General features: G+C 67.4%; 24 protein-coding genes, 1 tRNA gene and 1 pseudogene. 17 read left to right on the top strand and 9 right to left on the bottom strand.

The window, feature by feature from the left end; all coding sequences use genetic code 11:
* Nucleotides 1-2: 2 nt before the first annotated feature.
* Nucleotides 3-569 carry a hypothetical protein gene (locus tag BLP88_RS08610; RefSeq protein WP_139163342.1) on the bottom strand — a complete coding sequence of 189 codons (567 nt, stop codon included), beginning with the start codon at nucleotides 567-569 and terminating at the stop codon, nucleotides 3-5.
* A 217-nt stretch (nucleotides 570-786) separates the two neighbouring features.
* Between BLP88_RS08610 and BLP88_RS08605 the strand changes: the two genes are divergently transcribed.
* Together BLP88_RS08605 and BLP88_RS08600 are read left to right on the top strand one after the other, a co-directional pair.
* Nucleotides 787-2010, top strand: a complete 1224-nt coding sequence (locus BLP88_RS08605; protein ID WP_074588474.1) for an aspartate transaminase — start codon at nucleotides 787-789, stop codon at nucleotides 2008-2010.
* A gap of 47 nt (nucleotides 2011-2057) precedes the next feature.
* On the top strand, nucleotides 2058-2732 hold the full coding sequence (locus tag BLP88_RS08600; protein ID WP_074588473.1) for a 4-carboxy-4-hydroxy-2-oxoadipate aldolase/oxaloacetate decarboxylase: 675 nt from the start codon (nucleotides 2058-2060) through the stop codon (nucleotides 2730-2732).
* A 116-nt stretch (nucleotides 2733-2848) separates the two neighbouring features.
* Here the strand turns inward: BLP88_RS08600 and BLP88_RS08595 are convergent, their stop codons facing one another.
* Nucleotides 2849-3055, bottom strand: coding sequence for a hypothetical protein (locus BLP88_RS08595; protein WP_074588471.1), 207 nt, complete (start codon nucleotides 3053-3055; stop codon nucleotides 2849-2851).
* A gap of 119 nt (nucleotides 3056-3174) precedes the next feature.
* Nucleotides 3175-4113, bottom strand: a complete 939-nt coding sequence (gene nac, locus BLP88_RS08590; protein WP_074588469.1) for a nitrogen assimilation transcriptional regulator NAC — start codon at nucleotides 4111-4113, stop codon at nucleotides 3175-3177.
* A 291-nt stretch (nucleotides 4114-4404) separates the two neighbouring features.
* Between nac and BLP88_RS08585 the strand changes: the two genes are divergently transcribed.
* The 10 genes from BLP88_RS08585 to BLP88_RS08540 all read left to right on the top strand — a co-directional run bounded on the left by BLP88_RS08585 (nucleotide 4405) and on the right by BLP88_RS08540 (nucleotide 15213).
* Nucleotides 4405-5214 (top strand): LamB/YcsF family protein, encoded by an 810-nt coding sequence (locus BLP88_RS08585; RefSeq protein WP_074588468.1) that lies wholly within the window; start codon nucleotides 4405-4407, stop codon nucleotides 5212-5214.
* Nucleotides 5211-5978, top strand: a complete 768-nt coding sequence (locus BLP88_RS08580; protein WP_074588466.1) for a 5-oxoprolinase subunit B family protein — start codon at nucleotides 5211-5213, stop codon at nucleotides 5976-5978. The genes BLP88_RS08585 and BLP88_RS08580 overlap by 4 nt, the downstream gene beginning before the upstream one ends.
* Nucleotides 5975-6988 (top strand): 5-oxoprolinase subunit C family protein, encoded by a 1014-nt coding sequence (locus tag BLP88_RS08575; protein WP_074588465.1) that lies wholly within the window; start codon nucleotides 5975-5977, stop codon nucleotides 6986-6988. The genes BLP88_RS08580 and BLP88_RS08575 overlap by 4 nt, the downstream gene beginning before the upstream one ends.
* Nucleotides 6989-7044: 56 nt before the next feature.
* Nucleotides 7045-8385 (top strand): MFS transporter, encoded by a 1341-nt coding sequence (locus tag BLP88_RS08570; RefSeq protein ID WP_074588463.1) that lies wholly within the window; start codon nucleotides 7045-7047, stop codon nucleotides 8383-8385.
* Nucleotides 8386-8455: 70 nt separating this feature from the next.
* The gene (locus BLP88_RS08565; protein ID WP_074588461.1) at nucleotides 8456-9208 is read left to right on the top strand and encodes an SDR family oxidoreductase; all 753 of its coding nucleotides are present in this window, start codon (nucleotides 8456-8458) and stop codon (nucleotides 9206-9208) included.
* Between the two features lie 156 nt (nucleotides 9209-9364).
* Nucleotides 9365-10912, top strand: a complete 1548-nt coding sequence (locus BLP88_RS08560; RefSeq protein ID WP_074588460.1) for a bifunctional phosphatase PAP2/diacylglycerol kinase family protein — start codon at nucleotides 9365-9367, stop codon at nucleotides 10910-10912.
* Between the two features lie 136 nt (nucleotides 10913-11048).
* Nucleotides 11049-12053, top strand: a complete 1005-nt coding sequence (locus tag BLP88_RS08555) for an ABC transporter ATP-binding protein (protein ID WP_074588459.1) — start codon at nucleotides 11049-11051, stop codon at nucleotides 12051-12053.
* Nucleotides 12050-12901 (top strand): ABC transporter, encoded by an 852-nt coding sequence (locus tag BLP88_RS08550; protein WP_074588457.1) that lies wholly within the window; start codon nucleotides 12050-12052, stop codon nucleotides 12899-12901. Before BLP88_RS08555 ends, BLP88_RS08550 begins: the two co-directional genes overlap by 4 nt.
* Nucleotides 12902-13051: 150 nt before the next feature.
* Nucleotides 13052-14494 (top strand): sensor histidine kinase, encoded by a 1443-nt coding sequence (locus BLP88_RS08545; RefSeq protein ID WP_245679816.1) that lies wholly within the window; start codon nucleotides 13052-13054, stop codon nucleotides 14492-14494.
* The gene (locus BLP88_RS08540) at nucleotides 14491-15213 is read left to right on the top strand and encodes a response regulator (RefSeq protein WP_074588456.1); all 723 of its coding nucleotides are present in this window, start codon (nucleotides 14491-14493) and stop codon (nucleotides 15211-15213) included. Before BLP88_RS08545 ends, BLP88_RS08540 begins: the two co-directional genes overlap by 4 nt.
* 5 nt (nucleotides 15214-15218) lie before the next feature.
* Here the strand turns inward: BLP88_RS08540 and BLP88_RS08535 are convergent, their stop codons facing one another.
* The 3 genes from BLP88_RS08535 to BLP88_RS08525 form a co-directional block, all read right to left on the bottom strand.
* Nucleotides 15219-15656: a hypothetical protein gene (locus BLP88_RS08535; protein ID WP_074588455.1), complete on the bottom strand. Its 438-nt coding sequence runs from the start codon at nucleotides 15654-15656 to the stop codon at nucleotides 15219-15221.
* Nucleotides 15657-15740: 84 nt separating this feature from the next.
* On the bottom strand, nucleotides 15741-15956 hold the full coding sequence (locus tag BLP88_RS08530; protein WP_074588453.1) for a hypothetical protein: 216 nt from the start codon (nucleotides 15954-15956) through the stop codon (nucleotides 15741-15743).
* A 43-nt stretch (nucleotides 15957-15999) separates the two neighbouring features.
* Complete coding sequence (locus BLP88_RS08525) at nucleotides 16000-16257, bottom strand: hypothetical protein (protein WP_074588452.1); 258 nt, start codon at nucleotides 16255-16257, stop codon at nucleotides 16000-16002.
* Between the two features lie 293 nt (nucleotides 16258-16550).
* Here BLP88_RS08525 and BLP88_RS08520 point away from each other — a divergent pair, with 293 nt between their 5' ends.
* The 4 genes from BLP88_RS08520 (at nucleotide 16551) to BLP88_RS08505 (ending at nucleotide 20987) form a co-directional block, all read left to right on the top strand.
* Nucleotides 16551-17246, top strand: a complete 696-nt coding sequence (locus BLP88_RS08520; protein WP_074588736.1) for a TetR/AcrR family transcriptional regulator C-terminal domain-containing protein — start codon at nucleotides 16551-16553, stop codon at nucleotides 17244-17246.
* Between the two features lie 68 nt (nucleotides 17247-17314).
* Entirely contained in the window at nucleotides 17315-18238 is a 924-nt protein-coding gene (locus BLP88_RS08515) for an intradiol ring-cleavage dioxygenase (protein ID WP_074588451.1), read from the top strand.
* Between the two features lie 10 nt (nucleotides 18239-18248).
* Nucleotides 18249-19547 (top strand): M18 family aminopeptidase, encoded by a 1299-nt coding sequence (locus BLP88_RS08510; RefSeq protein WP_074588449.1) that lies wholly within the window; start codon nucleotides 18249-18251, stop codon nucleotides 19545-19547.
* Between the two features lie 99 nt (nucleotides 19548-19646).
* The gene (locus BLP88_RS08505; protein WP_139163340.1) at nucleotides 19647-20987 is read left to right on the top strand and encodes a hypothetical protein; all 1341 of its coding nucleotides are present in this window, start codon (nucleotides 19647-19649) and stop codon (nucleotides 20985-20987) included.
* A gap of 35 nt (nucleotides 20988-21022) precedes the next feature.
* Here BLP88_RS08505 and BLP88_RS08500 read toward each other — a convergent pair whose 3' ends face one another.
* Both BLP88_RS08500 and BLP88_RS18950 read right to left on the bottom strand, forming a co-directional pair.
* Nucleotides 21023-21694, bottom strand: coding sequence for a DUF1345 domain-containing protein (locus BLP88_RS08500; RefSeq protein ID WP_074588447.1), 672 nt, complete (start codon nucleotides 21692-21694; stop codon nucleotides 21023-21025).
* A gap of 2 nt (nucleotides 21695-21696) precedes the next feature.
* Nucleotides 21697-21864: a hypothetical protein gene (locus BLP88_RS18950; protein WP_175453524.1), complete on the bottom strand. Its 168-nt coding sequence runs from the start codon at nucleotides 21862-21864 to the stop codon at nucleotides 21697-21699.
* 136 nt (nucleotides 21865-22000) lie between these two features.
* On the opposite strand from BLP88_RS18950, the gene BLP88_RS08495 reads away from it, so the two are divergent.
* A tRNA-Leu gene (locus BLP88_RS08495) sits at nucleotides 22001-22083 on the top strand.
* Between the two features lie 25 nt (nucleotides 22084-22108).
* Here BLP88_RS08495 and BLP88_RS18945 read toward each other — a convergent pair.
* A pseudogene (locus BLP88_RS18945) lies at nucleotides 22109-22435 on the bottom strand (IS481 family transposase); the annotation flags it as partial.

Below are 22435 nucleotides of genomic sequence, written 5' to 3'. Positions count from 1 at the left end.
TCCTAGGAGGCCTTCCTGGTCCCCCGGGTCATCTTGCGGATGTGCTCCGGCGTCAGCCCGGTGAGTGAAGCCAGTTCGAAAACGTCCAGCACGCCATCGCGGTGTGCGTCGGCCACCAGGGCCTGCCGTTCCGCCTCGTAGCCCAGCCGCTCGGCATCCGCCTCCGCCAGTTCACCAGCGATCCCCTCCAGCTGCCCCAGGCGGCTCTGCCGGCTGATGCCCGACGGCGGCAGTCCGGCGGCGTCCCCGGCGGCGGTCCGCACCACCCAGGCGGAGACGCCCAGTGCGGCGGCGATCCTGGTCACAGGCAGGCGGTCCTGTACGCATTGGGCGATGAGCTCGTTGCGGCGGGCGATCAGCGCACGGAAGCTGCTGTCCGCGCGGGCGAGGCGCGGCCGCTGTCGGGACAGCAACGAACGGAAGCGGCCGCCGTCGTGCGTTGTTCCTTTGGCGTCAGCGGCGTTCCTCAAGCGGGAAACCGCCCGAGGGGGAGTCGCGGCACGCTGCGAGGCACCGTAGCGGTACCCGCCCCCGGGCAGGCCCGTGCCGCGCTTCAGCTGTACGTCCATGCAAGAAAAGTAGCCCCGGCCCATCGGGCCCGGGAAATACCAAAACCGCGTGAATCCATAAGCAAAGCCGATACCCGGCACGCCAGCGGCGGCACCCCGCGGACCGGCCGGATGCCATAAGGAAGCCTTATCAGACCACTCACATTTGGTCTTATCCATGCGGCTTTTGCATACCTAGGCTCGAAGGAAGCCCTACACCCATCCTTCGGAGGAGATCATGCCCGACTATTCATCGGCGTCGTACGAACCGGCTTCACGCGTCAGCCGCATCAAGTCGTCCCCCAGCGTCGCGGCCGCGGCCAGGGTCCGCGAACTGAAGGCCGAGGGTCGCACGATCATCGACCTCACCGTCGGCGAACCGGATTTCGATACCCCGGAGCACATCAAGGCCGCCGCCGTCGCCGCGATCGAGGCCGGCGAAACCAAGTACACCTCCGTCACCGGAACCCCCGCCCTCCAGTCCGCCATCCTCGGCCGCCTGGAACGCCACACCGGCATCAGCTACGGCAAGAACGAAATCACCCTGGGCGGCGGTGCCAAGCAGGTCATCTTCCTGGCCCTCATGGCCACCCTCGACGCCGGCGACGAAGTCATCATCCCGGCCCCGTACTGGGTGTCCTACCCGGACATGGTGCTCGCCAACGAAGGCACCCCCTTGATCGTCCCCTGCGGTGGGGACACCGGCTTCAAACTCACCCCGGAGGCCCTGCGCGGCGCCATCACCCCGCAGAGCAAATGGCTCATCCTCAACACCCCGTCCAACCCCACCGGCGCCGTCTACAGCCGGGACGAGCTCGCCGCCCTCGCCGGGGTGCTCGAAGAATTCCCGCAGCTGCTGGTCCTCACGGACGAGATCTACGACGAGATTAACTTCTGCCGCGAACGCATCGCCAGCCTGGTGGAGGTGGCCCCCGCGCTGAAGGACCGCATCCTCCTGGTCAACGGCGTCTCCAAGGCTTACGCGATGACCGGTTGGCGCATCGGCTACGCGGCCGGCCCCGCACCGGTGGTGGCCGCCATCAACAAGCTGCAGTCCCAGATGTCCTCCTGCCCGTCCTCGGTGAGCCAGGCCGCGGCGGCCGCAGCGCTCTCCGGCGACCAGTCATTCGTGAGCGAAAGCGTTGAGGTCTACCGCGGCCGCCGCGATACCGCCGTCGCCGGCCTGAACGCCGTGGACGGGCTGTCCTGCAGCGCGGCCGACGGCGCGTTCTACACCTGGGTGAACTGCTCCGGCGTGATCGGGAAGACGACGCCGGCCGGCACCACCATCCGCAACGACGAGGACTTCACGTTGTACCTCCTCGACGCCGCGTCGGTGGCCGTGATCCAGGGATCCGCCTACGGCCTGGAACCGTACTTCCGCATCTCCTTCGCCACGGACCTGGACACCATCCAGTCCGCCGTCGTCGCCATCGACAAAGCCGTCCGCGCGCTCAGCTGAACCCGCCCGCTGAAACCGCCCCGAATACCCAGCAGAAAGACACAGCCATGATCCACGTCAAGACCAAGTTCGAACGCCCGGCAGCAGACGTCGTCGAGCGGCTCTCGAAGTTCTCCTCCGCCACCATCCACGAGGCCCAGGGCCGCAAGGGCGCGCTGAACTCGAAGATCAAGCCGATCGACCGCGACATGTCCTTCTGCGGCCCCGCCGTCACCGTGCGCTGCGCCCCGCAGGACAACCTCATGCTCCAGGTGGCCATCCACTACGCCCAGAGCGGCGACGTGGTGTTGGTGGGCACCGGGGAATACGAGGAAGCCGGCATCTTCGGCGACGTGCTGGGCAACGCCATGAAGGCCAAGGGCATCGCCGCGATGGTCACCGAATCCGGCGTGCGCGACACCGCTGACCTGATCGAACTCGGCCTGCCCGTGTTCTCAGGCAACGTCTGCATCAAGGGCACCGTCAAGGAAACCCTGGGCCCGATCAACCACCCGCTGGTGATCGGCGACGAGATCATCTACCCCGGCGACATCCTGGTCGGTGACGCCGACGGCGTAGTGGTGGTCCGTCGTGAAGAAGCCGAGGAAGTCATCGCCCTCTCGCAGGCGCGCGACGACCACGAGCGCGAGCTGATCAAGCTCTACCACGACGGCGGCACCACCATCGAGCTGTGCGAACTCACCGACAAGTTGAAGGCCAAGGGCCTGCTGGTCGAGGAATAGGGCCTGTCGGGTCGGGCCCTCCCGGTCTGACCCCGGGAAACGTTGGGAGCCCCCTGAAATTTCAGGGGGCTCCCAACGTTTGAGGGGGCGGATGCGTTGCAGCCGAGGTGTGGAGTCTACCTCTGCGGCTCCCGGACCAGGTGCCAGACCGTGCTGACACCGCCCGACGCCGGCATGAGGCTTCCCTCGAAGATGAACACCGGGTCCGCCGCACCGTCCTCCGGGCGCCAGAGCCCGTTGCCCGGGCAATGGAAGCCGGTCCTGGCGGTGGTGGACGGAGACGCCGCCTGTATTTTCCAGGAGGTGGTGCTGAGCTTCTTCATCGGAATTCCCCTTGCGCCTTTAATTGCGGTCTTTCCATTAATTCTAGAAAGCGGGAATTCGTTTGGATAAGACCTGACTTATGTGTGGTGATAAGTCCGCCCTATGGTGCCCGGCGGGGTCATTCGGAAGGCGATTTCGGGGCGGTTCCGTATTTCGTGTCGAGCATTCCGTGGAGGAGTTCCTTGACCACCAGGAGCACCGCCGAAGCCGCTTCGGACATCGGCTCGTGGTCCGCCGTGCAGAGGGCGATCTTGGACTGCAGGGTGGGCTCCACGATCTTCAGCACCCGGAAATCCTTGTCCGGGAAGAGGGCGTCAGCGGCGGACTTGGGCAATACAGCGGCGCCAATTCCGGCGTCGAGCAAGCGGCTCAGCGAGGGCACGGATTCCACCTCGCCCATGAGCCGCAGCTGCAGTCCCTGATCCTTGAACCCGGCCTCAACGAGCTGGCGGAGGGTGTGGATCCGCTCAGGCAGGAACAGCCCCAGGCGCGCGACGTCCTCAAGGCGGACGGTGCCGCCGTCGTGCTTTACCTTCGTGTCCGGGTTCACCACCAGGTACAGGTCCTCCACGATCATCGTGGTGAACTGCACCCCCTTGATGGCGCCCGGCTCGTAGATCAGCGCCATGTCCAGCCGGCCGTTCTTGATGGCCTCGCTGAGGACGCCGCCGAAGATCTCGGTCAGGTGGACCACGATGTCGGGGTACCGCCGCTGTACCTCGCTCATGATCTGCGGCGCCAGGCTGGAGGCCATGCTGTAGGGGGCGATCGCGATGGAGACCCGTCCGCTGGGGGCCGCGCCGGAGCTGGCCACATCCTGCCGGGCCTGCTCCACCATGCGCAGGATCATCTGGGCGTGCCGGTAGAGGGCGTGCCCGGCCGCGGTGGGCTCCACGCCCTGCTTGCTGCGGATCAGCAGCCGCTGCTTCAGCTCGTTTTCGAGCCCCGAGACCTGCTGGCTCAGCGCCGGCTGCGCCACGTGCAGGGCCGCGGCCGCCCGGGTGATGCTTCCCGAGTCCACGATCTTCACGAAGTACTCAAGCTTGCGCGTATCCACGGGGCCCGCCTCTCTGGTCCTCTACAGCTGTGGGAGCCCTGACGCTTCCAGGGGATTCAAGCGTACAAGCCCATGCGTCATAGCAGGACCCTATGGAGTGATAGTGATTACGTCTTTGTGTGCCCCAGCTCTCAAATGCAAAGATTTGAAAGAGCCAAGGTGAACACGGGGTCGAGGAATACCAGAAAACCCCGATTGCCCGGCTAATTCCAATCAACGCGGATTTGTCTTTCTCGAATTCTTTCCGGAAATTTCCGCCTGCCAAGCTGCCAACACGAAAGAGGCGTGACAATGAGCCAGACAGTTGACCTCGTGGCGGATCTGGGAGAAGGATTCGGCACCTACACCCTGGGCGAGGACCGGGAGCTCCTGGACATTGTCTCCAGCGCCAACATCGCCTGCGGCTTCCATGCCGGGGACCCGGACATCATGGACCGCACCGTGGCCGAATGCGTCCGCCGCGGCGTCGGCATCGGCGCCCACCCCAGCTTCCCGGACCTGCGCGGCTTCGGCCGGCGCGCCATGGACCTCACCGCGGAGGAAGTCCGCACCGACACCCTCTACCAGCTCGGCGCACTCTCCGCCTTCGCCGCCTACCACGGCACCCGCGTCTCCCACATCGCCCCGCACGGCCGCCTCGGCAACCTCGTCGCCACCCGCGCGGACTACGCCGACGCCGTTGCTGACGCCGCTTTCCGCGCCGACCCCTCCCTGATCGTCCTCGCGCAGGACGGCGAACTGGCCCGTGCCGCCGCAGAGCGCGGCCTCGGCGTCGCGATTGTCGGCATCGCCGACCGCGCCTACCAGCCGGACGGCACCCTCGTTCCGCGCAGCCAGCCCGGGGCGGTGCTGCACGCTCCCGCCGTCATCGTCGAACGGACCGTCCGCATGGTCTGCGAAGGCGTCATCGAAACCGTGGCCGGCACCGACGTCGCCATCCAGGCAGACACCGTACTGCTGCACGGCGACAACCCGGGCGCCGTCGCCCTGGCCCGGCTGATCCGCAAGGAACTCACCACCGCCGGCGTCCGTATTGCCCCCCTCGCCGAAGTCCTCGCCGCCCGGCAGGACGGACGCAAGGCAGAACGCAGCCTGACATGAGCACCAACACCGCCCCCGCCGTCGAGATCCACGAGTCCGGCGATTCCGCCGTCCGCGTCGTGGCGGTCTCCGCGGACCCCGAACGCAACTGGGAAACAGTCCACCGCCTGGCCGGCTGGCTGGACACCTGCGACGCCGAAGGCCTTCACGGCGCCGTCCCCACCTACGATTCCGTGCTGGTGGAGTTCGACCCCGCCGTGGTGTCCGCCAAGCAGCTGCGCGCCTTCGTTGTGCTCGGACTGCGCCAGCTCGGCCTGCGCCAGCTTGACCTTGCCGGCAGCTCCGCCCGCGGTTCGCTCGAGTTCGAGGTGCCCGTCGCCTACGGCGGCGACTTCGGCCCGGACCTGGAAAAGGTGGCCGAACAGCAGGGCATCACGGTGGCCGAGGTCATCGCCCTGCACTCGGCCAAGAGCTACACCATCCGCTGCATGGGTGCGCCCGCGGGCTCGCCCATGATGGACGGCCCCGACTTCCCGCTTCCCGTGCCGCGCCTGGAGGACCCGCGGCTGAGCGTCCCCGCCGGTGCGATCGCCGTGGCCGGCCGGCAGGCCGTCATCGCCCCGGCGACGGCGCCCGGCGGCTGGTGCGTGATCGGCCAGACCCCGCTCACCGTCCTTGACCTCGGCCGGGACCCGCTGGTCCCGTACCGTCCCGGGGACACCCTCCGCTTCCGTCCGATCAGCCACGGGGAATTCGATGGCTACGTCGGCAGCCACCTGGAGGCCCTCAACCCGGCCACCCTCCTACCGGAGGTGGCGCTGTGAAGGGCCGCATCGTCGTCGAGCAGCCCGGCAACTCCGTGGTCACGGACCTCGGCCGCTTCCGCGGACCGCGCTTCGGCCTGCCGGTCAACGGCGCCCTGGACCAGTTCTCGGCCCGCGCCGCGAACATCCTCACCGGCAATCCGGACAACGCCCCGGTGCTGGAAGTGACGGCGCTGGACTTCCGGATGCGCGCCGACCAGGACCTCCTGATTTCCGTGACCGGTGCACCTTTGACCCTGACGGTGGGCGGCCGGGAACAGCCCCAGTGGGAACCTGTTTCGGTCCGTGCCGGGGAAGCCGTGGCCATCCGCGGCATCCACACCGGGCTCCGGGCCTACCTTGCCATCCACGGCTCCGTGGACGCGCCACTGCTGATGGGCAGCTGTGCGCCGGACACCGTAGTGGGTTTCGGCCTGAAGCTGGCCGAAGGAACGGTTTTGGGCATCCGCCGCAGCGTTGCACCGCTCCGGCAGCCCTATTTCGACATCCCGTTGTTCCGCCTGGGCCTTGAGCGGCCCGCCATGGGCTCGGAACTCGTGGTGGATGTCACCGACGGCCCGGACGTGGCCGAATTCGGTGACTCGGCAAGCCTGCTGTTCGCCTCCGGTTACACGGTGAGCGGGCGCAGTAACCACATCGGACTCCGGCTCGGCGGCCAGCTGCCGGAACGGATGTCCAGTGCGGAAGTCCTCTCCCGCGGTGTCCCGGTGGGCGCCGTGGAAGTCCCCAACAGGGAGGAACTCCTGGTCCTGCACCGGGGTCGCGGCGTCACAGCCGGGTACCCCGTCCTGGCCGTCGCCACCAGCCTCGGACTCGACGTCCTGGCCCAGGCCCGGCCCGGGGATGTTGTCCGTTTCCGGAAGACCACCGTCGCCGAGGCGACCCTGGCCTACCGGGCGTCCATGCGGCAGCTTGAATCCCTCCGAACAACCGTCAATACCGTTTTCAAACTGCTCGGCGTCGGAGACGAACCGGGCTGGCGCGAACTGCCGCCGGCCATCGCCATCTGAAAACCCTCGCCACCGTCACGGGGCATTGCTACGCTCCGAAGATCAAGGGAAAACACATGTCAACAAGCACCAACGCTGCCTCTACGCAGCCAGAGCGCCTCACCGGCCGGCAGACCCGCAAGGTCGTCACTGCGGGCTGCGTCGGCATCTTCGTGGAACTCTACGACAACGGCATCTTCGCCTTCATGGCGGGAACCCTTGCCCTGGTGTTCCTCGCCCCCGGCAACCCGGACAACGCCCTGCTGTTCGTGTTCGCAGGCTACGCTGTGTCCTTCTTCGTGCGTCCCCTGGGCGCTGTGGTCTGTGGCTACCTGGGCGACCGGATCGGCAGGCAAAAACTCCTGGTCTTCGTCATCATGCTGATCAGCGTTGCCACCGCGGGCATCGGCCTGTTGCCGCCGTACGCCGCAATCGGCATCGCGGCCCCGATTCTCCTGGTCCTGCTGCGCATGCTGCAGGGATTCTCCGTGGGCGGCGAAGCCGCCGGCGCCATGACCTTCCTGGCCGAGCACGCCCCCGAAGGCAAGCGCGGCGTCATCACCTCCTTCGCCCAGATCGCTTCCTTCGCCGCCCTGCTGACCGGCACGCTCGTGGCCTACTCCATGTCCCCATGGCTCACCCAGGCAGCGATCGACGGCGGCGGCTTCGGCTCCTTCGCCTGGCGTGTTCCGTTCCTGGTCGCCATCCCCATGGGCATCATCGGCTTCTACATCCGCAAGGCCATCGCCGACACCCCGAACTTCACCAAGCTGAAGGAAGAGGGCGGCCTGTCCAAGAACCCGCTGAAGGAAGCCTTCAAGTCCGCCGAGCACCGCCGCGCCATGCTGCTGGCCCTCTTCATCCCGCTGATGAACGGCTCCGGCTACTACGTGCTGTTCTCCTACATGCCCACGTTCCTCAAGGGCAAGCAGATCAACTTCACCATCGGTGAAGCCCTCATCGTCACCGCCTGCAGCCTGGTGGTCATCTGCATCGCCATCCCGTTCATGGGCGCCCTCTCGGACCGCGTGGGACGCAAGAAGGTCATCGCCGGTGCAGCGGTCGCCATGGCAATCGTCGGCATCCCGGCCTACGCGCTGATCGCCACCGGCAACATGGGGCTCGCCATCCTTGGCGCCAGCATCATGGCCGTGGTCTTTGCCGGCCACACCGCCGTCATCCACATCCTGATCGTGGAACTGTTCCCCACCCGTGTCCGCTACTCGGCTTACGGCCTGGGCTACAACATCTCCTCCGCGCTCTTCGGCGGCACCGCCCCGCTGCTCATGACCTGGCTGATTTCCAGCACGGGCAACATCTACATGCCGGCCTTCTACGCCGTCATCACCGCCCTGGGCACCCTCGCCGCGGTCAGCACGGTCAAGGACCGCGCCCACGAACCGCTGCGCGACGCCTGATCCCATTCCAACCGGTGCCGTCCTCCCGCCCGGGAGGACGGCACTGCCAACCAAGACATCCGGAGTAACCATGTCCTTCTCTGACTACACCACGGCAGTTGTGACCGGCGCTTCCACCGGCATGGGCGCAGCCATTGCCGAACGGCTCGCCAAGCGCGGACTGACGGTGCACGCCTTTGCCCGCAACGAAGAACGGCTCAAGGAGCTGGCCGACCGCACCGGGTCCATCCCGCACGCGGTGGACCTGACCGATACTGCCGCCGTCGCCGCGGAACTGGAGGGCCTGGAGGTGGATGTCCTGGTGAACTGCGCGGGCGTCTCCCGTCCGGGGAACATCCTGGACTCGGCGGAGTCGGACATCGACGAGCTGATTGACGTGAACCTCCGCGGCCTCCTCCAGCTGACCCGCCTGGTGCTTCCGGGAATGGTGGAGCGGGACCTTGGCCATATCGTCAACATCAGCTCGATCGCCGGCACGTACAACTTCTACGGCCACACGGTTTACCACGCCACCAAGGCAGCGGTGCACCAGATCTCGCGCCAGCTCCGGAACGACACCGTGGGCAAGCGCATCCGGGTCACGGAAATTTGCCCGGGCCGCGTGGAAACCGAGATCTTCGGCCGGAACATGGGCGGCACGCCGGAGGCCATGGAAGAGGCCTGGAAGACCTACTACGAAGGCTACGAGTCGCTGACCACCGGCGACATCGTGGACGCCCTCGACTACGCGGTGGACACTCCCCGCCACGTGAATGTGGGAATGCTGGAAATCATGCCGACCTTCCAGGTCCCGGGCGGCCTGGTGTTCGACCGGCGCGACTAGTCCCTTTCCCTCCCGGACCATCCGGTCCGGGCCCACAGATTCCGGTGGAATACGCACTCCCTCCACCGGATATACAAGCCGCCGGCCACACCCCCGTTTCGTGGCCGGCGGCACCCGTTCAGCACGCCAGTTCCTGAACGCGAGTACCCTGACCACATGCGGACACTACTGAGCGGAACTGCTTACTTGAGCCGGGCCGCCCTGCGCCGCGGTCCGGGCCGGATCGCCGACTTCGACCGGGCCGTGCTCCGCCGGATATCCCGCTGGCCGCACGGGAACCACGACGCCTTCTTCCGCAACCTTTCCTCCTCCGCCACCAAAGGCAAGCTGTGGTTCGCCGTCGCCGGCGGCCTTGCCAGTGTCCCGGGGAAACCGCGCCGCGCTGCCGTGCACGGCCTGCTCGCCCTCGGCGTGGCGTCCGCGGTCACCAACCTCGGTTTCAAGACCCTGCTCCCGCGCACCCGCCCGCTGCCCGAACACCTTCCGGTCTTCCGCTTCGTCCACCCGCAGCCGACGAGTTCCTCGATGCCTTCGGGCCATTCGGCCTCCGCGGTGGCCTTCACCCTGGGCGTCTCCTTCGTGCACCCCGCCCTGGGCGCCCTGCTCGCCCCGGTGGCCGCCGGAGTGGCCTACTCCCGCGTCCACACCGGGGCGCACTGGCCCTCGGACGTGGTCTTCGGCTCCGCCATCGGCGCCGGCGCGGCGCTGCTCACGCGGCGGTGGTGGCCGGAAAGGCCCGAGCAGCCGGAGCAGCTCAGCACCTCGGAGACCCTGCCGAAGATCGACGACGGCGCCGGGCTCGCGATCGTGGTCAACCCCAAGGGCGGGTCCTACGCGCCGGAGACCGCGGACCTCCTGCAACAGGCGTTTCCCCAGGCATACCTCCGCGAAACCGACGAGGACGAGGACGTCACCGCCGTCGTCGAGGAAACCGCCGCACGGCCCGGGACCCAAGCCCTTGGTGTGTGGGGCGGTGACGGAACGGTCGGCACCGCGGCGGCCGCCGCCGTCGAGCACGGCCTGCCGCTGCTCGTGCTGCCGGGCGGGACGCTGAACCACTTTGCCCGCGACGTCGGCATCACCACCCTCGCGGACGCCGTGGCGGCGGCGGAGACGGGACGCGGCATCCGGACCGACCTCGCCCGGGTGACCGCGGGCCGCGGCCTGAACGGGATGGATGAAATCCGGGAGTCCGCCATGCTGAACACCGCCAGCGTCGGCGTCTACCCGAACCTGGTGCGCCGCCGCGAACGGTTGCAGGGCACCCTTGGCAAGCCGCTGGCCGGACTGATCGCAGGGCTGCGCACCTTCGCGGTGTCTTCACCGACCACCTTGCTGATCGACGGCGTCCGGCACCGCATCTGGATCCTCTACCTGGGCCGGGGCCGCTATTACCCGCGGGACCTTGCGCCGCTTGCCCGCCCCGTGATGGACGACGGCGTCCTGGACGTTCGCATGGTCACCGCGGATGAGCCTTTTGCCCGCCTCCGCCTGCTCTGGGGCGTGCTGACCGGAACCGCCGGAAGTTCCAAGGTCACGCACCTGCGCGAGGCCGTCCGGCTCACGATCGAGGCGCTGGACGCGCCCCTGGTGATAGCGGTCGACGGCGAGCCGCTCCCCGGGGTGAGGACCGCCGAGTTCAGCGTCCGGCCCGGTCACCTGAGGGTGTACTCGCCGGGACCGCTCGCTGGGGATCATCCATGAGGACTACCCTGATCCGACCCTGAATCATCCCTGGGACAGGCGAAACCGGGGGCCCGGATGTCTAGCGTTGTTAATACCGTCAACAACACTCGGCTTCAGCGAAGGGGAAGGGACACTTCCATGATCGGGGCACTCCATGATTGAGGCACAAGGGCTGCGCAAGGTCTACGGCGAGAAGACCGCCGTCGACGGCGTCAGCTTCACCGTCCAGCCCGGAAAGGTCACGGGCTTCCTGGGCCCGAACGGCGCCGGCAAATCCACCACCATGCGCATGATCATGGGCCTGGACCGGCCCACCGCCGGCAGCGTCACCGTGAACGGCGTGCCGTTCGACCGGCACCAGGCGCCGCTGCGCGAGATCGGCGCCCTCTTGGACGCCAAGGCCGTGCACACTGGCCGCACCGCCTACAACCACCTGCTGGCCATGGCCGCCACCCACTCCATCCCGAAGAAGCGCATCCACGAGGTCATCGAAATGACGGGCCTGGGCGATGTGGCGCGGAAGAAGGTGAAGGGCTTTTCGCTCGGCATGGGCCAGCGGCTGGGCATCGCCGCGGCCCTGCTGGGCAACCCGCAGACCATCATCCTGGACGAGCCCGTCAACGGCCTCGACCCCGAAGGCGTGCTCTGGGTCCGCAACCTGGTCAAGTACTTGGCTGCGGAGGGCCGCACGGTGTTCCTCTCCAGCCACCTCATGAGTGAGATGGCGCTGACAGCGGACCACCTGATCGTGATCGGCCGCGGCAAGATCATCGCGGACGCGCCCATCGGCGAGATCATCTCCGGCAAGGGCACCGCCCGCACCCGTGTCCGCACCGACGAACCCCTGCGCCTCATGCAGCTGCTCGCCGGCGATGGCGTCTCCGTGGAGGCCCACGACCGTGAGCTCCTGGAAGTCACCGGGCTGGATCCCCGCGGCATCGCCCGCACCGCGCTGGACAACAGGGTGATGGTCTACGAGCTCACCCCGCTGCAGGCCAGCCTCGAAGAGGCCTACATGGAACTGACCAAGGACGAGGTCGAGTACCACTCGCACATCACCACCGGACCGCCCGTGGCCGCCACGGCTCCCGCCGGAGCCGCGGAAAACCAGGCCGCGGAAAACCAGGTTCCCGTCAAAACCGGAGGAGATCAGGCATGAGCGCCACCACCTTGGAATCCCGCCGGGCGAGCCTGCCCGTGGGACCCGGCCCGGCCTTCCACCGGGTCCTGAACTCCGAATTCATCAAGTTCCGCACCCTGCTGTCCACCCTGATCCTGCTGGGGTGCACGGCGCTGGTGATGGTGGGCTTCGCGGCACTGACCGCCTGGGGTACCGGCCAGTTCGCCGATGCCGCCGCGCAGGACCCCGAAGCCGCCGCCGCCATGGCCGCGCAGGGCGGGGACCTCGCGGTCACCGTGCCGACGGCGGGCATCGCCTTCGCCCAGCTCATCCTGGGATCGCTCGGCGTGCTGCTGATGAGTTCCGAATTCACCACCGGCATGGCCCGCTCCACCTTCGCCGCCGTGCCCAAGCGGATCCCGGCGTTCCTGGCCAAACTGATCGTCGTCACTGTCAGCTCCTTCGCCCTGACCGCGGTCTCCACCTATATCGCCGGCCTGGTGGCACTGCCCATCCTGCAGAACTACGACCTCAAGCTGGACCTCGCCAGCCAGCAGTCCATCAAGCTGCTCCTGGTCAACAGCATCTACGTGGCTGCCGTCGCCGCGATCGGCATGTCCCTGGGCACCCTGCTCCGGAATTCCGCCGGCGGCATCATGAGCCTGGTGGGCCTGTTCTTCGTGGCACCGATCGCCTTCCAGCTCATCCCGGGCGACTTCTTCGAGGAGGCCCGCAAGTACCTGCCGGGCAACACGATCCTGCCGCTGACCGCCGTCGAACACGTCCCGGACACCCTCGAAGCCTGGCAGGCGGGGCTGGTCCTTGGCGCCTGGGTGGTGGTCCCCGTGGTCCTGGCCATGCTGCTGCTCAAGAAGCGGGACGTTTGATCCGCTCCATGTCCGCTTTGACGCCCTTCGAGGTCGCCGGAGAGCTGCGGGGTCGCTGGAATTTTCCGGCGACCCCGCAGCTCTCCCGCGACGCCGGCATGAATGCCGGGAACAGCGCCTCCCGGAACGACGCCGGTCTAGGCTCTTTCCATGACTGACGAAGCACCGGCCCCGGCAGCCGCCGCGGGCCGGACCGTTCCCGTGGGCCCCGAGGGTCCTGCAGCCGCGGCAAGTCCGGCCGTCCCCGCAGGTCCGGCCGTCCCCGCAGGTCCTGCAGCCGCCGCGGGCCCGGCTCTTCCCCTAAATGCGGCGGTCCCCGTAGGTGGTGAGGCGTCGTTCGCCGAAATCACGGCCCGCCGCCGCGGCCGCATCCGCCGGTACTTCTACGAGCACCCGCGCGCCATGGATGCAGTGGTCGTCCTCTGCTACCTCCTGCTGGCCCTGTCCACCCTGATCAGCAGCATCGCCGACGGCAAATGGCTGGCGGGGCTGCTGCTCCTTGTCATCGCGGGGGCGCTGCTCCTGCGCCGGGCCTTCCCTGTGACGGTGACGGCCGCCGTCGCGCTCCTGGAACTCGGCGTGACGCTGCTGCATCCGTGGGGCACGAATGTGTCCGCTGGCCTCTGGTTCGCGCTGTACGCGGTGGCCGTGGTGCGGCCGCGCCGCAGCGCGCTGATGGTTTTCGGCGCCGCGAGCCTGCCGCTCACGCTGCTCTACCTGTTCATGTGGACCAGCCCCGGCGGGCCGGGCGGCGGCGGGGACGCGGAGCTGCCCGAAAACTACCACCTGATCAGCAACATCACCGCGGCCATCAGCATCCTGTTGTCCAACCTGATCGCCACCGGCATCGGCATCTCCGTGCGGCAGCGGCGCGAGCACGAGGCCGAAATCCGGGCCTGGGCGGCGCAGACCGCCCGGCTGGGGTCCGTCACGGAACGCAACCGGATCGCCCGCGAGATGCACGACGTCGTGGCCCACTCGCTCACGGTGATGGTCAGCCTGTCCGACGGTGCCGCCGTCGTGGTCCGCAAGGATCCCGAACGCGCCGGGGTGGTGCTCGGCGAACTGTCCCGCACCGGCCGCACGGCCCTGGCGGACATGCGCCGCGTCCTCGGGGTGTTGCGCGATGACTCCGGACGCCCCGCGCCCCTCGCCCCCACGGCTTCCGGGGACCTGGCCACGCTCTTGGAAGGCTTCCGCACCGCTGGCCTGCCGCTGCATTTTTCGCACACCGGCCCGGCCCTGCCTGACGATCCCGCCTTCCGGCTTACCGTGTTCCGGATCGTGCAGGAATCCCTTACCAACGTGCTGCGGTACGGCCGCGCGCTGGGCCGGGTGGACGTGCGGGTGCTGCGGAAGGGGGACCGGGTCACCATTGACGTGCTCGACGACGGCCGGGACGTCCGGGAGGATGCCGCCGGGGCGGGCGGTTCCGGGGCCGGTGTCCCCGGAGTGGGGACCGGCCAGGGCATCAACGGGATGCGGGAGCGCGCCCGGATCTACGCGGGCACCGTGGACGCCGGTCCCGGGCCAAACGGCGGCTGGCGCGTCCACGCGGAATTGCACTGGAACGGCGACAAGGGGAAGCCATGACCGGAGACGGAACGATCAAGGTGCTGCTGGTGGACGACCAGCCGCTGCTGCGCATTGGCTTCCGGCTCATCCTGGAGGGCGAGCCGGACCTCGAGGTGGTGGGGGAGGCCTCCGACGGCAACGACGCACTGGCCCAGGCGGCGGCCCTGCACCCGGACGTCATCCTGATGGACGTGCGGATGCCCGGCATGGACGGCATCGAAGCCACCCGGCAGCTCAGCGCCACGGATTCCGCGGCCCGGGTCATCATCCTCACCACCTTTGACCTGGACGAGTATGCCTTCGCGGGACTGCAGGCCGGGGCCTCGGCGTTCCTGCTCAAGGACGTGGCGCCGGAGGAACTGGTGCACGCGGTGCGGCTCGTGGCCAGCGGCGATGCAGTGGTGGCCCCGCGGGTCACCCAGCGGCTCCTGGAAACCTACGTGCGCGGCGCCCGGCCGCCCGGGCAGTCCCCGGAGGGGCAGGCCGCGCCGCACGGTGCGCCCGCCCGGGACCCGCTGCTGGAGGACCTCACGCCGCGGGAAACCGAGATGCTCCAGGCCATCGCCGAGGGCCTGTCCAACGCGGAGATCGCGCACAAATTCTTCCTGTCAGAAGCCACGGTGAAGACCCACGTCCGGCGCATCCTGACCAAGCTGCACCTGCGGGACCGGGTGCAGGTGGTGGTGTACGCGTACGAAAGCGGCCTGGTGGTTCCGAGCAACAATCCGGATTGGTGATGGGACTAGGTGGGTAGTTCGAGCCTGAATCCGCACTCGCATTGTGCGATTTTCGTGTCGAATTCGACGTCGGGCAGGTCCGTTTCAGAGGCACTGTCCGGGGACGGCGGTGCCTGGATGACCCGGTGGGCAACGCCGATCAAGGTCATCGGCAATCCGCAATGCAGGTACTCCCCGCCGAAGTGCACCAGGCCCGGAACGGTGTCGCTCTTGTTCAGCAGCGCCGCCACTTGTTCGAAGGGCGCAGCATGCGCGTGGAACGAGCCGCACGCCGCGCACGCGTAGATGACATGAACCAGCAACTCGTTCGTGCTGGCGCGCACGGAGTCGATGGAGTGCAGGATCAGGTGCTCGTCTGAGCGGCACGTATCGCACCAGAGCGGGAGTGTTTGTGGGAGGGACGGGTTCGAGGATCTTCCGAAGGCGGAACTATCACTGTCCATAACAACCAGGTTCTTCTTAGGGAGCGCGCAGCCGTGGAGGCCACGCACCCGAAATGTCCGGGCAAAGTTCCCGGACCTTCGGGATCAGGTGTTCTTGTCGCTGAAATCGCTCTCGTCGCTGCTGAATTCGCGGACGTGGGGAACAGCGCCCTTGTGGTGTTTGGTGTTGTGTTTCTGCGCGTAGCGCAGTGCGGACTTGAGTTCGCGGAAGAGGCGGTCCCTTGAGGAAGCTCCGCACCGGACAAGGTACGCAGTGCCGTCCGGGCCGTAGGACGGCGTCACGTTGGCTGGACTGGTCATGGTCTCTTCTCCTTTCCGTTCTGTGTGTGCCTTTTGCAGGTCGTTACGGCAGGGCGGGGTAGCTGGCGAGGATGTAGTCCGTGGCGGCCGGGCCGGTCATCCGGAGGCCCGGGGCCGAAGCGTTGATGCCGTGTTGCTTCATGGCTGCCCGGAAGTCGGCTTCGGTTCCAGGGATGTGGTGGTGCACGTTGCACCAGCTGATGTAGAGGCCGAAGAGTTCTTCGAGGCCAAGGGTGAGCATCGGGTCGGAGTCCGGGACGGTGGCTTCGGCGAGGAAGTGGTCAAAATGTGAAATGGCCATCAGGGGCCTTTCCGTGCTTGTTACTGCAGCTGCCGGCCGGGGGTGGCCAGGGCAGTGGGGACCGGAGCCGCCGCGTGGGGTGCGCGGTGGCCGGTGTTTCGTACCGGGAACGGCGGCGCGGGCCGTGGGTTGTGGCATTGGCCACAAATGCTGTCTACACTGTAGGCATACGTCGTACACTTGCTTGATTGTCTACACTGTAGATCTACAGCATAACAAAAGCAAGCATTTGCAAGGCAAGGTTTCGAGGGATCTGGCTCCCGGAAGCTCCGCACGGACGGTCGGAGATGATGATGGAACGTACAGGCACACCCGGCAAGGATGCCGGGACGGGGCGGCTCAACCGCCGCATTGTCGTGCGAGCGGCCTTGGAGCTCGTCGATGCCGACGGGCTCGAGGCCCTGAGCATGCGAAGGCTCGGGCAGGCACTGGGCCGTGACCCGATGGCCCTGTACCGCCATGCCGCCGGTCGAAAGGAACTGCTGGCCGGCGTCGTCGAACTGGTGCTCGAAGAGCTTGAAGTCTTTCCTGACGATACGGACTGGCAGGCTCAGCTGCGCCGGATGGCCCATGAGTTGCGCCGCGTGTGCCTGCTCCACCCGAATGTCGTACCCGTCCTTGTGACCGGGCCGTTGTCCACTCCGCTGGGTCTGCGCCCGGCAGGAACCCTGAAACCGCTGGAACAAATCCTGGGCACCCTGATCGCAGCCGGCTTCACCCCGGTAAGCGCGCTGCACGTCTACCGCGCCTTCTACGGATTCCTCTACGGGCATATCCTGAACGAACTGCAGGAACTCGTCGCGGACCCGGATGAGAACGAAGCATTGCTCCGGCTCGGGCTCCAGCGCCTGCCGCTGCGGGATTTCCCGCACCTGCGGCGCATGGCCCCGGAACTCCTGGAGTACGACGGCGAGCGGGAACTGGACCAAGGAATCAGCATCCTCCTGGATGGACTCGGCCAGCAGCTCGCCGTGAGCACGGGGCGCTGAGTATTTCTCACAGCCCCGCCACAGGAACCCCATGTACACGGCACAGGACACCGGGCTTCCATGGAGGCATGACTACATCACCCGGCACCCCTGAAAGCAGCGGTCCCCATCCCAACCACGACCGCGGCCTCGAATTTGATGTCTCCACCCTGCTCAGCCGGCGCCGCACCTTCGGCGTGCTGTTCGGCGGTGCGGCCACCGCGGCCCTCGCCGCCTGCACCCCGACTGACGGGGCCGGCAGTGGAACCGCAACGTCCAGTGCGAGCAGCGCTACGCCGTCGGGCACCGCAAGCAGCAGCACGACGGCGGCCGCCTCGCCATCGGCGTCCGCCTCGCCTACCGTGACCCGCGCCATCGCCGAATGCGGCGTGGAAATCCCGCAGGAAACCGCCGGACCGTACCCGGGGGACGGCTCCAACGGGCCCAACGTCCTGGAAGCCTCCGGCGTGGTCCGCAAGGACATCACCTCCAGCTTCGGCACGTCCGGCACCAAGGTGGACGGCGTGCCGCTGACGGTTACACTCACCCTCCTGGACAACGCGAACGGCTGCGTCCCGCTCTCCTGTGCTGCCGTCTACGCCTGGCATTGTGACCGCGACGGGAAATACTCGCTCTACGATTCCGGGCTCGAAAACGAGAACTACCTGCGCGGCGTCCAGGAAGCTGACGCCAACGGCCAGCTGAGCTTCACCACCGTCTTCCCCGGCGCCTACAACGGGCGCTGGCCGCACATCCACTTCGAAGTCTTCGAGTCCCTGAGCAACGCCACCAGCGCCGGCCAGCTCCTCGCGGTCTCGCAGATCGCCCTGACCGACGCGGCCTGCCGGGACGTCTACGCCACCGCCGGCTACGAAACCAGCGCCGCGAACTTCCCCAACACCACCCTGAAATCGGACAACGTCTTCGGCGACGACGGCGGCATCTACCAGCTGGCCACGATGACCGGCTCGGCGAAGGCGGGCTACACTGCGGCGCTCAATGTGACCATTTAGACTCGGAGCCATGCCTGCCTCCTCACTTGAGCACATCCAGGACCTCGGCGATTACGTCGCCGCGTCGCCGTCGAGCTTCCACGCCGTCCATGAAGCGGCACGCCGGCTCGACGCCGCAGGTTTCAAGCGGCTGGAAGAGGCACAGGCGTGGCCGGTGCCCACGAAGGGCGGCGGCGCGTTCTACGTGATCCGCGACGGCGCCCTCATCGCCTGGGTGGTTCCCGGCGGCGCAGGCCCGGCCACGCCCTTCAACATCCTGGGCACCCACACGGATTCGCCGTCCTTCAAACTCAAGCCCAAGCCCACCACCGGCAAGTTCGGCTGGCTGCAGGCCGGCGTCGAGGTTTACGGCGGCCCGCTGCTGAACTCCTGGCTGGACCGCGAACTCCGGCTGGCTGGCCGGCTGGTGATGCTGGACGGCACCGAACACCTCACCGCCACCGGCCCGCTGCTGCGCTTTCCCCAGCTGGCCATCCACCTGGACCGTGCCGTCAACGAAGGCCTTGCGCTGGGCAAGCAGCAGCACATGAACCCGGTGTTCGGCCTGGGCGAGCCCGGCTCGGAGGACCTGCTGGGGCTGCTCGCCGCGGCCGCTGGCGTGGATCCCGCCCTGATCGGCGGGTACGACATCGTGGTCGCCGACACCCAGGCGCCGGCGGTGTTCGGCGCCAAGGGCGAGTTCTTCGCCTCGGGACGCCTGGACAACCTCTCCTCCACACACGCGGGCCTGGCCGCACTGATCGCGCACGCGTCCGCGGGCGCCCCGACCGGCGGCCCGATCGCGGTCCTGGCCGCCTTCGACCACGAGGAGATCGGTTCCGCCTCCCGCTCCGGCGCGTGCGGGCCCATCCTCGAGGACATCCTGACCCGGATCTCCGACGGCATGGGCGCCTCGGTGAGCGAACGGCGGCAGGCGTTCGCGGCGTCGTTCTGCGTATCAGCGGACGCCGGCCACGCCGTGCACCCGAACTACCCGGAGCGGCACGACCCCGCCAACCGTCCCGTCCTCAACGGCGGCCCGCTGCTGAAGATCAACGCCAACCAGCGCTACGCCACCGACGCCGCGGGCGCCGCCTTCTGGGCGCGGCTCTGCGGCGAGGCGCGGGTGCCGTACCAGGAATTCGTTTCGAACAACGACATCCCCTGCGGCTCCACGATCGGCCCCCTGACGGCCACGCGGCTGGGCATCAGGACGGTCGACGTCGGCGTTCCGCTGCTGTCCATGCACTCCGCCCGCGAACTCTGCGGCACCGAGGACCCGCATTCACTGGCCGTTGTGTCGGAGCTGTTCTTCCGGACGGCGGCGTAGGTTCGGCGGCGTAACCGCATCCCATGGTTCAAAAGTGACCCCTGTGGTAGGTGTGGACGTTCAAGACGAACGAAACTGAAGCTACTTCCGGGGGGTCTGATGAACACGAAGCCATGGAAAAAGACGCTCGGGGTGTTGAGCGCGCCGCTGTTGCTCCTTGCAGCGTCCGGAGCCGCCGACGCCCAGGAAGCCACACCGCCGGTGGCTTCCACGATCATCAAATGCGAGCTGGCGTCCTCCGGCGGCACGGCGCCGCTGTACGACGGCAAATCCGCTTCGTACATGTACGACGCCCGTTTCAAGCCGGGCCCGGAATTGACGGACAAGGAACTCAGCGACCACACGCCGCAGGGCGTTGCCTGGTGGAAGAACTGGGATGGCAAGGGAAACAACTTGCTGCTCGTCACCACCTACGGCAAGGGCGGGGCGCACATCGTCGGCCTCGACCCCACGGACCGGACCAAGACCGTGGGGACCGTCCTAATCAAGCCGAGGAATGGTACGGAAGAACAGACCCACGCCGGCGGGATCGCAGTGAATGACAAGTGGGCGTTCATCGACGGACCGAAATCCGGCGGCTGGCACACCATCCGCAAGTACAGTCTCTCCGGCCTCCGGGCGTCGATGACGGCCGGAAATGGATCCGTCAGTCCGGCCGGTGCGGACCGCAAGGTCTACGGGGCGTCGTTCCTGACCATCGACGGCGGCCACCTGTACGCGGGCAAGTTCAGCAAGGAACACCGCGACTGGATGTACAGCTACACGATCGGCGGCGACGGATCGCTGACCCTGGACCGCAAGAGCGACGGAAACGGCCTGCGCTGGGAGGTCCCGCAATGGACCCAGGGAGTGGCAGTGGCGGACGGCCGTTTCCTCTTCAGCACCTCCAGCGGCCGAGCGAAGCGCAGCAACCTGTACGTCACCAACAAGGCCGAGACCAACCTGGACAAGGCCGCCGTGCGCTGCTTCCGGGCACCGAGCATGGCTGAAGGCATCACCGCCACGCCGGCCGGCGAGGCGTACCTCCTGTTCGAATCCGGATCCTACAAATACGACGGCACAAGCAGCGAACGCGCCATCAACGTGATCGACGGCGTGCACCGCGCCAAGCTCAGCACCCTGACCTCCCTGCCCGGAGGAAAGATCCATTTCGGAACCCTGCACTGCGTCGAACAGGAAGACTTCCTCGGCGATGACGAGATCCAAATCAAGGTCGAAGACCAGCAGTTGGGCAAGTCCGTGCAGATCGGCTCGGGCGACAAGAAAAGGATCGACAAGACAGTCCAGTTCACCGGCAAGGTCTCGGTGAAGCTCTACGAGAACGACGTCGAGGGGGACGACTACCTCGGCCAGCACGTGTTCGACCCCGTGAATAAGGACGGCATCATGGAGTTCTCGAAGGACGGCGCCAAGTACCGTTTGAGCTACAGCATCCGCTGAGCCGGCGCCGGTTCCGAACCCTGCCCAGCCAGTCTTTAGCCCGCCAGCCCGATCACCAGGTTGATGGTCGCGGCCAGGATCACGGTGCCGAACAGGTAGGACAGCAGGCTGTGCTTGAGGGCCTCGGCGCGGATGCGGTGATTCTCGAGGTTGGTGTCCGAGACCTGGTAAGTCATGCCCAGACTCGTGGCCAGGTAGGCGAAGTCGGTGTACTGCGGTGGGCGGTCCTGGTTGAAGCTGATGCCGCCCACCTCCCCGCCGGTGTCCTCCCCGGTCCCGTAATACAGCTCGGCGTAGCGCAGGGTGAACAGGGTCTGGACCAGCGCCCAGGACAGCGCGACGCTGAGCAGCGCCAGCGCTCCCGCAGCGAGCCGGTCACCCAGCCCGCCGCCGTCGTTCTGATGCGATCCAACGACGACGGCGCCCACCGCCACGAGGCTCGCCACGTTCGCGCCAAGGATGATCAGGTCCGTCGTGCCGCGCGAGGGGTCCTCTTCAGTTGCGTGGCTGCGGGTGGCCCCGGGGTCGAGACGCCCGATGACCAGCCATACCCATAGGACATAGCTGAAGGCCGCCACCACCCAGCCGGCCACGAGGCCAGTTATCCAGTGGGCTGTGGTGCTGGTGGCCACCGCTACCACGGCACCAGCGAGGGCCGTGACGACGAGGCGCAGCCATTTCCGCCGGGCCCGTGTGCTGGCTGGCATTCTCAGGCCCCGGCGTCTTCACGCGCATCGACGCCGAGCCGGGCGCGCTTGCTGTCGGCCTGCAGGATTCCGTCCCGGACCCCTGCGCGGACCACGAAATACAGCGCGTACAGGAGGATCGCGGCGAAGACGGCGGGGACGGTGACAGCATTCAGGATTGAGGCGTCCATAGGGCCACCCTACCGACGGCCCACGACGAAAACGTGTCACGCGGGGCGCGTCCGAATCGGCGGCGGCGGGGTTCCCGTGCTACGGTCTTTGTCGCTGCTACGGAGAAAAACGAAACGCGATTCTCCGGATCACCTTGCGCGGGTGGCGGAATGGCAGACGCGCTAGCTTGAGGTGCTAGTCCTCGAAAGGGGGTGGGGGTTCAAGTCCCCCTCCGCGCACAAATGTGATGTAGCGGGACATCCTTTACGGATGTGTCGGGACATCGTTGACACCCCCGGTCTTCGGACCGGGGGTGTTTTGTTTTTTCGGCTGGTAGCCGCGGGTTGGGTCGATGGTGAACTCTGCGAGGATTTCGCCGGTGCCGTGCTCGACGGCGGTGACGTCGGCCTCGCGGACGAGCACGATGATGCGTTTGTGTTTGTGGGCTCGTCCGATGCCCAGATGCCGGAGCCGTCCTGCGTGGCGGAGCGTGACCTTGCCGTCAGCGTCGACGCGGTCGGTGCGGACCCGCCAGTGCTCGCCTTGGCTGGCGATGCTGGGAGCGGCTTTGGGTGTTGCCGTGTAGCCCTC

It is taken from the genome of Arthrobacter cupressi, assembly GCF_900099975.1.
Classification (GTDB): Bacteria; Actinomycetota; Actinomycetes; order Actinomycetales; family Micrococcaceae; genus Arthrobacter; species Arthrobacter cupressi.
Note: the sequence above shows the minus strand (reverse complement) of the source record. Positions and strands in the feature narration are given on the sequence as shown.